General features: G+C 40.7%; 10 protein-coding genes. 5 read left to right on the forward strand and 5 right to left on the reverse strand.

Annotation, left to right across the window (positions count from 1 at the left end; all coding sequences use genetic code 11):
- Positions 1-658: 658 nt before the first annotated feature.
- Complete coding sequence (locus CXF82_RS10215) at positions 659-1318, reverse strand: YccT family protein (RefSeq protein WP_101091812.1); 660 nt, start codon at positions 1316-1318, stop codon at positions 659-661.
- A 168-nt stretch (positions 1319-1486) separates the two neighbouring features.
- Between CXF82_RS10215 and CXF82_RS10220 the strand changes: the two genes are divergently transcribed.
- Together CXF82_RS10220 and corA are read left to right on the forward strand one after the other, a co-directional pair.
- Positions 1487-1852 (forward strand): hypothetical protein, encoded by a 366-nt coding sequence (locus CXF82_RS10220; RefSeq protein ID WP_101091813.1) that lies wholly within the window; start codon positions 1487-1489, stop codon positions 1850-1852.
- A gap of 107 nt (positions 1853-1959) precedes the next feature.
- Positions 1960-2907 (forward strand): magnesium/cobalt transporter CorA, encoded by a 948-nt coding sequence (gene corA / locus CXF82_RS10225; RefSeq protein ID WP_101091814.1) that lies wholly within the window; start codon positions 1960-1962, stop codon positions 2905-2907.
- A 16-nt stretch (positions 2908-2923) separates the two neighbouring features.
- Here corA and CXF82_RS10230 read toward each other — a convergent pair whose 3' ends face one another.
- Both CXF82_RS10230 and CXF82_RS10235 read right to left on the reverse strand, forming a co-directional pair.
- Positions 2924-3262 (reverse strand): DUF3135 domain-containing protein, encoded by a 339-nt coding sequence (locus tag CXF82_RS10230; RefSeq protein WP_101091815.1) that lies wholly within the window; start codon positions 3260-3262, stop codon positions 2924-2926.
- 102 nt (positions 3263-3364) lie between these two features.
- The gene (locus CXF82_RS10235) at positions 3365-4624 is read right to left on the reverse strand and encodes an HD-GYP domain-containing protein (protein WP_102044138.1); all 1260 of its coding nucleotides are present in this window, start codon (positions 4622-4624) and stop codon (positions 3365-3367) included.
- 114 nt (positions 4625-4738) lie between these two features.
- Here CXF82_RS10235 and CXF82_RS10240 point away from each other — a divergent pair, with 114 nt between their 5' ends.
- A complete protein-coding gene (locus CXF82_RS10240) occupies positions 4739-5428 on the forward strand; it encodes a 2OG-Fe(II) oxygenase (protein ID WP_101091817.1) in 690 nt (229 codons plus the stop codon).
- Here the strand turns inward: CXF82_RS10240 and CXF82_RS10245 are convergent.
- A complete protein-coding gene (locus CXF82_RS10245; protein WP_101091818.1) occupies positions 5425-6777 on the reverse strand; it encodes an ATP-binding protein in 1353 nt (450 codons plus the stop codon). The two genes, CXF82_RS10240 and CXF82_RS10245, sit on opposite strands and share 4 nt — an antisense overlap.
- Positions 6768-7442, reverse strand: coding sequence for a response regulator (locus tag CXF82_RS10250; RefSeq protein ID WP_101091819.1), 675 nt, complete (start codon positions 7440-7442; stop codon positions 6768-6770). Before CXF82_RS10250 ends, CXF82_RS10245 begins: the two co-directional genes overlap by 10 nt.
- A gap of 283 nt (positions 7443-7725) precedes the next feature.
- Between CXF82_RS10250 and CXF82_RS10255 the strand changes: the two genes are divergently transcribed.
- The gene (locus CXF82_RS10255; protein WP_101091820.1) at positions 7726-8580 is read left to right on the forward strand and encodes a putative selenate ABC transporter substrate-binding protein; all 855 of its coding nucleotides are present in this window, start codon (positions 7726-7728) and stop codon (positions 8578-8580) included.
- Between the two features lie 3 nt (positions 8581-8583).
- Positions 8584-8728 (forward strand): ATP-binding cassette domain-containing protein (locus CXF82_RS10260; protein ID WP_145991681.1); only part of this gene is annotated, 145 nt, incomplete at its 3' end.

An 8728-nucleotide genomic window follows, 5' to 3' on the forward strand; every position in this document is an offset into this window, starting at 1 on the left:
CGCTCTGCGCTAGGGATTTTTTCGTTTATTAGCTTTTTGAATAGTTACTCTCACATGGGAAGTAAATAGCGTATGCGAAGCATGCATCAATTCATGTGCACCCATAGGGCATAGTAAATAGTAGGGCGAATATCGTAATAGCGATGTGCTTATGGCAGAAAATTGCTCCTGACATTTTCTGCATTCACCACATCCATGTGGTCAGCGCGGAGCTTTAGCGTAGCTGGCCATGACCGGCGCCACTCTTTCTAAGATGGGTCTCGAAAGAGAGTGAACAGCCCGTTGCTAACGCAACGGGCTTTTTTACGTCTGTGATTTGTGGTTGTAGAGTCAACGGATATACGGTTCATCAGATTTTTAGTTCACCTATGTCGACATGATGTCTGTTATGACTTAAATATCTAGCCACGTCACAGTGTGGTCAAATTAATGTTTAAACCGGATAGCAAAGACGTTTTTGAATTGCATGAGCACTGTAAAAGAGTGCTTATAGCGATGGGATAAAGACGACTGAATAACTAACATTAGGGATGGTAGATCACGTTGCTGATCTACCTGAAGACGCCACTGACTAATGGAGTTAGTGAGATATTCGATGACACTTAAACCCCAATTGGTTTACTTAAAACCGAGCTGCGTCAGAGAATATCTATATGTGCTATTTAGCGTTTATCTTTAATTTAAATGCTTTTTTTGTTGCTTCATCGGCTTGTTCATACCAAAAGTCGAGCATTTGACCAACATTTATCTGATCTGATTTCACGTTAGAATTACTAGCAGAAACGGCCTCGGAGACTTGAGTACTTGAAGACGGGGTTGTTGATATGATGGGGGCAGCTAAAGCTAAAGTACTGATGGCTGCGACTTGGTGACTACTATTGTAAATACTGATCTCTTCTTCGTAATCGCGACCCAGTTGCATACCTTCTTTAATCAATAGTCCCTGTTGAAAAGCTATCGTTGCGCCTGAAGAATCTATCATTGTTATCTGAGGGGCACTATTGAAAGCCTCCGCAGCTCTACTTGACCGTATTCTCGGAAAACCGAGTGTCAATTGCTTATCTTCAGCAGAAAACGTCAGAATAATCACATCGGAACTAAATTGGTTTTGCGACCCCTGCTGTTGGTAACGCCCTACATACCTCAGTGCTATCTGGTTCTCACCATTAGCGAGTGAAAGGTCTTTATTTCCGTCAGCCTCTTTGCCATTGATAAGCACAAGTTCAGAGCTTGATGGAAGTGTTAGTTCTACATTGGCAATAGCGAAAGAATGAACGCAGAGTAATGCTGTCGCCAAAATACACTGATTTATTTTCATAGAAAATCTCTATTTTAATTGATACTTACTTTATAGCAGAACGATTTTTGTTTTGCAGCTTGATCTAGTGTAACTGAACAATTGAATACGGATGCTTAGATAATAATAACAGTTTAGCTTTATGATTTTAGTTATAATGTGCTTCCATTACGGTTTTGGAGAGAGCACGTGTTAACAAAAATTCTTGTGACTTTGTTAGTCATAGCGAGTGCCATTTTTTATATTCGTCAATCTAAAGTAAGCGGAACAAAAGAGCGAACTCAAGATATGGGTAAAGGGATTATTATTCGCTTCTCTCTGTACATAATTATAAGTCTTTCATTATTGGCAAGTGCTGGGTATTGGTATTGGGATTGGCAGGATGGTAATAAGGTCGTTAGTGTCACTATTGTGTCGCCAGTGAGTAACGATTCGGTTGTTTATCAAGTTAGAAAGAAGCATATTACTAACAACGAATTAATAACTATAGACGGGATAAGAATCAGATTATCTAATCAAGAACGAATAACCATCGCTAAGACAGTCGAAGAGTAATATTTGAGATTTTTCGTTTAGTTAACGCTTTTCGATGTCTCTTTTTGGGTTAGAATAGCCTCGTTTTTTTACCCCCATTAGTTGATTAATTGTAAGAAGGAGGAGCTATGATAACAGCCTATGCCTACGAGAATCGTAATCTAACGATCACCGAATTGAGCATCAAGGATACTATCCCTCCCAGCACAACTTGGTTAGATCTTTATAAGCCTGATGATCAGGAACGAGAGTGGTTAAGTCAGTTTTCTGTTGAAAATGTTCCTGAAGAGGAAGACATCAATGAAATTGAAGCTTCAGCACGTTTTTATCAGAATAAAGACGGGTTGCACATTAATTCTTTGTTCCCACAAAGAGCAGGACAAGATGTTAAAGGCGTAAACGTTTCTTTTAACATTCGCCCCAATTTCCTTTTGACGATTAGAGAAGAAGATGTTGGCTTAATCAGACTGCTAAGAAACTATTTACGTCTTGGCAGAATAGAGGCTACATCACCGCAAGCATTGCTGCTTGAGTTGTTTAATCTAAAGGTCGATTATCTCTCAGATTTAATTGAAGACGTTTACACTGTGCTTGATAGTGTGAGTGAAGAAGTGTTCAAGAATGAAGAGCTTGATGATGTCTTTAAGCTTATTACTCGACAAGAAGACTCCAACGGTAAGATTAGATTAAGTTTACTCGATACACAGCGTTCATTACGTTACATGCAAAAGCACTATCGTAGTCAACTCTCAGATGGTGAGATAAAAGATCTTCGAGAGATGTTATTGGATATTGAATCACTGATGCCACATAGTCAGTTCATTTTCGATAAATTGAATTTTTTACTCGATGCTGCAATGGGTTTTAGTGGACTGCAACAAAACAAGATTATTAAAATATTTTCGGTTGCGGCAGTGGTATTTTTGCCGCCTACGGTAATTGCTAGTAGCTACGGTATGAACTTTGCCAATATGCCTGAACTGGATTGGAAGTTAGGTTATCCGATGGCTATTTTGATGATGTTTGGTAGTGCTGCGGGTACCTACTTTTTCTTCAAGCGTAAAGGTTGGTTATAATAACAAGAGTTCGCATTTAGCGAACTTTTTTTGTACCTGTTTGTGAGGGGCCGTTTGCAAAAGTAAGCACCGTAGCCTTATGTTGATAAAACTCATCAGGGTGATTAAGTACATCATTAAGACTTGAAAGTTTTTGGTACATCATACTGCTTACAATTTGGTAGCGTTGGTAGGGTGTTTTGCATAGTGACAATTTTTTCTCGAGATGATCGAGCAATGAAACTAACTTTGGTTTACTTGCAGCTGAAGACTCGTCAATAACTTCTTGGTTTAACTTTTTCTGTAAAGCATCTAATTTGCTTGGTTCGTTTTCTGCTAGCCAAAGTAGTTGGTCAAAATCGGGAAGCTTAGTCATAAAAACTCACTCTTAAACGTTTACTGTTAGATTAAATCTAGTAACAGGAACGGAATAGAGCAAGAAATAGACAAGTTTACTGTTATTACAAAAAGATTATTCTCAGCTATCGGTACCAAAATAGTAACTGACTCTTTCTCTCGGGTTTAGATATTTAAAGACCTTTTCTGGCAAGCCTGCCGGAGGTAAACACCTGACGATGGTAATCCCTTCTTGTGCCAACTCTATTATAGGTGCTTGTTCTTTTGGGACTAATGCATCGTAAACAAGGATCCTCGGTAGCAATAGTTGACTCATATTTACCGACATAACCATAGCGTATTGGCCTGAGGATAACTCGACAATGCTGCCGGGTGGATAGATCCCTAACATCTTGACCATTCTTCCAACCATTTGCGGATTTAACTGTGTTTGATAATGCTTATACAGATAACCTAAAGCAGAATAGGGGGTACGTGCTTTTCGATTATTATCTGAATGGCAAAGATTATCATAGGTATTTACCGCTGCAACCAATTGGCTTAATTTGTCAATCTGGGCTTCTTTCAAGCCTTTTGGACTGCCTGAACCATCGAGGAACTCATGATGATTCAAGATGACTGGCAGTGCTTCTGATGGGAAATTATCAGCAAGCTTGAGTAAGTCTACACCCATCATGGGGTGCTGACTGACGAAGTTTTGTTCGGCTTGTGATAATGGTGACGTTTTTCTTAATATCTGTGTTGGCACTTTAAGCTTACCAGTATCATGAAATAATGCGCCAATGCCGATCAATTCTATTTCATTGCGAGTCCAGTTTAGTTCTTTGGCGATTAACATCGATAAAACGGATACGTTAAGAGAGTGGTAGTAGATCCCATCATCATCTTTAGCATCTGGCATCAAATGCAAGACTAACTTATCAGACGTTAATAACTGCTCGCAGATATTATGGATAAGTTCCTTGCCATCATTCACGGCATTTAAAGGACGATTACGCAATTTACCCATAAGACTGCGGATCATTGCGACTGAACGATCAAAGTGTTGTTCTGTTTTCTGCAGCTGACGCCTTAGGCTTTTATGGGCTTCTATGCTTTCAGCTTTTTGCTTACGTAGGTCCTCTGATAGTTTATCTAAATTACTATCGACAATCGGCTGTTTTCTGCTGCGGGCATCTTCAGGGGTTAGCACCGCAGTATCGCTGCGATCTAATATGACAAAGACATGCTCAATCCCCAGATTCTTTATTAACTCAATCTGGGCTTGTTGTCTAATTTTGAAGCTGCTGAATAGAAAAGGGTGATCTTTCCATGAAACAGGCAATCGAATGAAATTACCTACCTGCAGTTGCTTTACTGCAATTTTACAACTATTTGGCATATGTATTTGTGTGAGTCTTCCTTAGTTTGCTATTTTAACGCAACTTATCTTATTTACAAATGCTTAACTCATATGTTTACAATTATGCGAAGGCAAGCAGCTTAAGAGTATCTAATGGATTTTATTGAAATATACCCCAATGCACTTCCCGATGACCTATGTGAACAGCTCGTTAGTGCTTTTGAGCAACACCCAGGTGTGTTAGCCGGAAGCACCGGTGGTGGTGTCGACACTGACAAAAAAATGAGCCGAGATTTGATGTTGGATTCTCATGAAGATTTAGCCGTGCTTAAAAATACTTTGCTGCAATACACATTGCAGCACGCCGCGGAGTACTTTAATAAATATTCTATGGCGCTGATGGGTGCGGTATCGGTAGGAGTCTCTAATCTAGAAGGTGACGCTGTTACGCTAACACCTGATAATTATGCGGCATTTGGGGAGCCAAGGGCTGAAGCCTTAGTTAAATATCTATATCGGAGTGGTACGATTAACATTCAAAAATATGATAAAAACAAAGGCGGCTATCCTCATTGGCACTCAGAACAATTTCCTCAGCTTAATCATAACGAAGCCTTGCATCGAGTCGTGTTATATATGTTTTACCTAAATGATGTCGAAGAGGGCGGAGAGACTGAGTTTTACTATCAAGACAAGAAAGTAACGCCTAAAAAAGGCACTATGGTGATAGCACCTGCAGGTTTTACTCATTCGCATCGAGGTAATATGCCCAAGAGCTGCGATAAATATATCGCGACCTCTTGGATAATGTTTAATCGAGCAGAGCAGCTATACGCGCGTTAGATTGGTATTGAGATCCTAAAACAAGCACCTTCCAAGTCGGATGTCTCAATACTGAGACGTCCGCCATAGCTAATGACGATCTCGTTGCACACTGCCAGTCCAATACCTTGTCCCGCTTTTTGGGTATCTGCTCGAACGCCGCGTTGAATAATGTTTTGTCTAATACTCTCTTCAACGCCTGGACCGTCATCTTCCACTAAAAGCTCAAACTCACCCGCATCATTGTAATAGGATGAGACCCTGACGGTGGTAATACACAGCTTAAATGCATTTTCCATTAAGTTGCCACAAAGCTCCATTAAGTCACCTTTGTCACCAGGGAAGACATGTTCTTGCTCGATAACCGCTTCAAACTGGACTTGTTTGTCGCGGTATACCTTAAATAACATTTGAGCGAGTTGGTCAACCAGCGGCAGTATTTGAGTTTGTTCCTGTTTTAAGCCCTTACGCCCTAACATTGCCCGTTTTAATTGATATTTTACCAATAGATCCATCTGGCTAACTTGCTCCATTATTTTTTCACTGGTTGCTTCTTTATCTAATCTGGCATCATCAGTAATAGCGTGCACCGCGGCTAAACGTGTTTTTAAACTATGGGCTAAGTCGTTCATTGCATTTTGGTATCGCTGCTGTTGTGCACTTGATTGCACTAACAGTTGATTAAGCGCCTGGGTTACGCCTTCAAGTTCAATGGGATAACCTTCAGAAAGGCTCTTGGACTTTCCGCTATTAACCGACTGGAGTTCATTTCTTAATTGCACTAATGGACGCATTCCCCAGTAAGCCGCACTGATGAGCAAGACCAGAGCCAATGCCAGCACAAACCCCAGTCGTACATAAGTGCGTCGACTGAACTTACTGTATTCTGCTTCTAACTTCTCAGCATCTTTTAACACCAGTAAATTGTATTCGCTGCCAGCGATATCAAGTGAGAGCAAATATACAAAGTAGCCACGAGTATCAGCTAAGGAAAGGTAATAGGGTGGGGTGTTATTGCGGATCTCGTTAAAACGTTCGCAGGTATCGAATAATCCGCGATCGACAGCCAAAGAAGATGTCCAAACTTGATTAAAGGTACTGTCACAACTGGCAATAATATAACGTTGTGATGCGCTATTTTCTGCTAGCCATTCATCGCTATTATCAGGCAGTAGATCATGCTCCCTAAGTTCGGCGGCTACTTTAGGGATTTCAGCAATAAGCTGGGAGGTTTCTTCATTGTAACTATTTTGGGCATGAAGAATATTAACCATCCAAGCTAAACCAAAACCTACCAAGGCTATGATTGAGAGCGAAGTGAGAAACATCCGCGTAAGCAGACGTTTCTTAGGTTTAAAGCTTAACTGCATGGCAGATTAAATTTGTAACCTTGACCACGAATCGTCGCGATAGGATTTTCAATACCATCTTTTGTGAGTTTTTTGCGTAAACGACTGACCATGACTTCGATAGTGTTTGGGTCTCCCTCTTTGTCACCGTAAATGACATCGAGCAAGCGCTGTTTAGCGACAACTTCATGGCAGTGGCGCATTAAGTACTCGAGGATTAGATATTCAAAGGCGGTCACTTCCATTGGCACGTCGTTGAGAGTGACTTGTTTGGCTGCCAAGTCTATCTCTAGTGCGCCACTGGTGATCTTTGGTTTGACAAAACCGGCACTGCGCCTGACCAGAGCATCGAGTCGAGCCACGAGCTCCTCTTTCTGGAACGGTTTAACCAGATAATCATCAGCACCTGCATTTAGACCTTCAACTTTGTCTTGCCAGTTAACTCGGGCTGTCAAAATCAAAATGGGAGCTTTCACTCCGTTATCACGCATACTTTGAATTAAGCTAATACCATCTTGGTCGGGTAAGCCCAGATCGACAATAGCGACATCGATAGGATAGTTTGTCGCTTGGTAAAATCCTTCCTTCGCTGTTAATGCAACTTGAAGCTGATTTCCTAGCTCACTAAGCTGCACTTTAAGGTGGTGAGATAAAATAGGATCATCTTCAACAACCAATATTCTCATAGTCAAATATCCTTGAATGCGATAAAGATTAGTTTACGCAGATTTATGCATACTGCCAACTAAGTGTTTCTAATTACGTAGAAGTTTACGCCTCGCTAACTTAACCTTGGCTGAATTATGTTGATGTTGCTATGAAGAAAACGTTTTAGTGGATGATTTAACATCAGTTTGATAAAGGTTATGGTTAAATCCAGATCTATCTAGTGCTTTATAGTGTTTCTTCTGGGTTTGTTGGTTAAATTTAGTTAAAATATGGTAAATATTTTGTCAGGTTAAGCTTATTATGTTTGCTATCAAGTCCCTTATTAGCATGTTTGTGCTGCTATTCGCGCCGAGTCTTTTGGCTGCAACTTTTACTTTTACCGCTATTCCCGATGAGGATGAAAGCCAACTTCGAACACGTTTCGATAAAGTGGCCGTTTACTTAGAAGAAAAACTAGGCGTTGAAGTTAAATACGTGCCAGTAAAGTCATACTCTGCAGCCGTAACCGCTTTTAGAAACAATCAAGTGCAGCTTGCATGGTTTGGTGGTCTTTCCGGCGTACAAGCAAGGCGTTTAGTACCGGGTTCTGACGCAATAGCACAAGGCTATGAAGACCAATTTTTTAAAAGCTACTTTATTGCTCACCACTCTACTGAGATTATAGCTGATGATAGCTTCCCTAATCTAAACGGTTACACCTTTACCTTTGGCTCAAAAGATTCTACTTCTGGCCGCTTGATGCCGCAGTTTTTTATCGAACGTAATTTGGGTAAACGCCCTGAAGATATTTTTAAGCGAATTGGTTTTTCAGGCGACCACAGTCGCACCATCGCGCAAGTTCAAGCAGGTGTTTATCAGGTGGGAGCGGTTAATTATAAAGTCTGGGAGTCCGCTTTAGCCGCGGGTAAAGTTGACTTGAAAAAAGTGAATGTTATTTGGACCACACCCACTTATCCTGATTACCAATGGACGGTAAGAGCTGGCGTCGATGACACCTTTGGCGCAGGCTTTAAAGCACGAGTGGAAGCAGCACTGTTGGGTATGACTGATGCGGAACTTCTTAAGAGTTTTCCACGTAAATCATTTGTGCCGGCCGACAATCAAGATTATGAACCGATTGAAAATGTCGCAAAAACGATCGGTCTAATAGATTAATTGATGTTAGACATTAATGATTTTTCTTTGAGCTTTGGTGATAAAAAAGCACTGGATTCAATTTGCCTGTCTATTGCGGCTGGCGAAAAGGTAGCCATTATTGGCAGCTCAGGTTCAGGAAAATCTACGCTTATTCGTTATATCTATG

It is taken from the genome of Shewanella sp. GutDb-MelDb (genome assembly GCF_002836075.1).
In the GTDB taxonomy this organism is placed as follows: domain Bacteria; phylum Pseudomonadota; class Gammaproteobacteria; order Enterobacterales; family Shewanellaceae; genus Shewanella.

What these genes read in the sequence shown, in the direction of transcription:
- CXF82_RS10215 (WP_101091812.1), bottom strand. Translation starts at nt 1,318, where the DNA reads ATGAAAATAAATCAGTGTATTTTGGCGACAGCATTACTCTGCGTTCAT.
- corA (WP_101091814.1), top strand. Translation starts at nt 1,960, where the DNA reads ATGATAACAGCCTATGCCTACGAGAATCGTAATCTAACGATCACCGAA.
- CXF82_RS10230 (WP_101091815.1), bottom strand. Translation starts at nt 3,262, where the DNA reads ATGACTAAGCTTCCCGATTTTGACCAACTACTTTGGCTAGCAGAAAAC.
- CXF82_RS10235 (WP_102044138.1), bottom strand. Translation starts at nt 4,624, where the DNA reads ATGCCAAATAGTTGTAAAATTGCAGTAAAGCAACTGCAGGTAGGTAAT.
- CXF82_RS10240 (WP_101091817.1), top strand. Translation starts at nt 4,739, where the DNA reads ATGGATTTTATTGAAATATACCCCAATGCACTTCCCGATGACCTATGT.
- CXF82_RS10245 (WP_101091818.1), bottom strand. Translation starts at nt 6,777, where the DNA reads ATGCAGTTAAGCTTTAAACCTAAGAAACGTCTGCTTACGCGGATGTTT.
- CXF82_RS10250 (WP_101091819.1), bottom strand. Translation starts at nt 7,442, where the DNA reads ATGAGAATATTGGTTGTTGAAGATGATCCTATTTTATCTCACCACCTT.
- CXF82_RS10255 (WP_101091820.1), top strand. Translation starts at nt 7,726, where the DNA reads ATGTTTGCTATCAAGTCCCTTATTAGCATGTTTGTGCTGCTATTCGCG.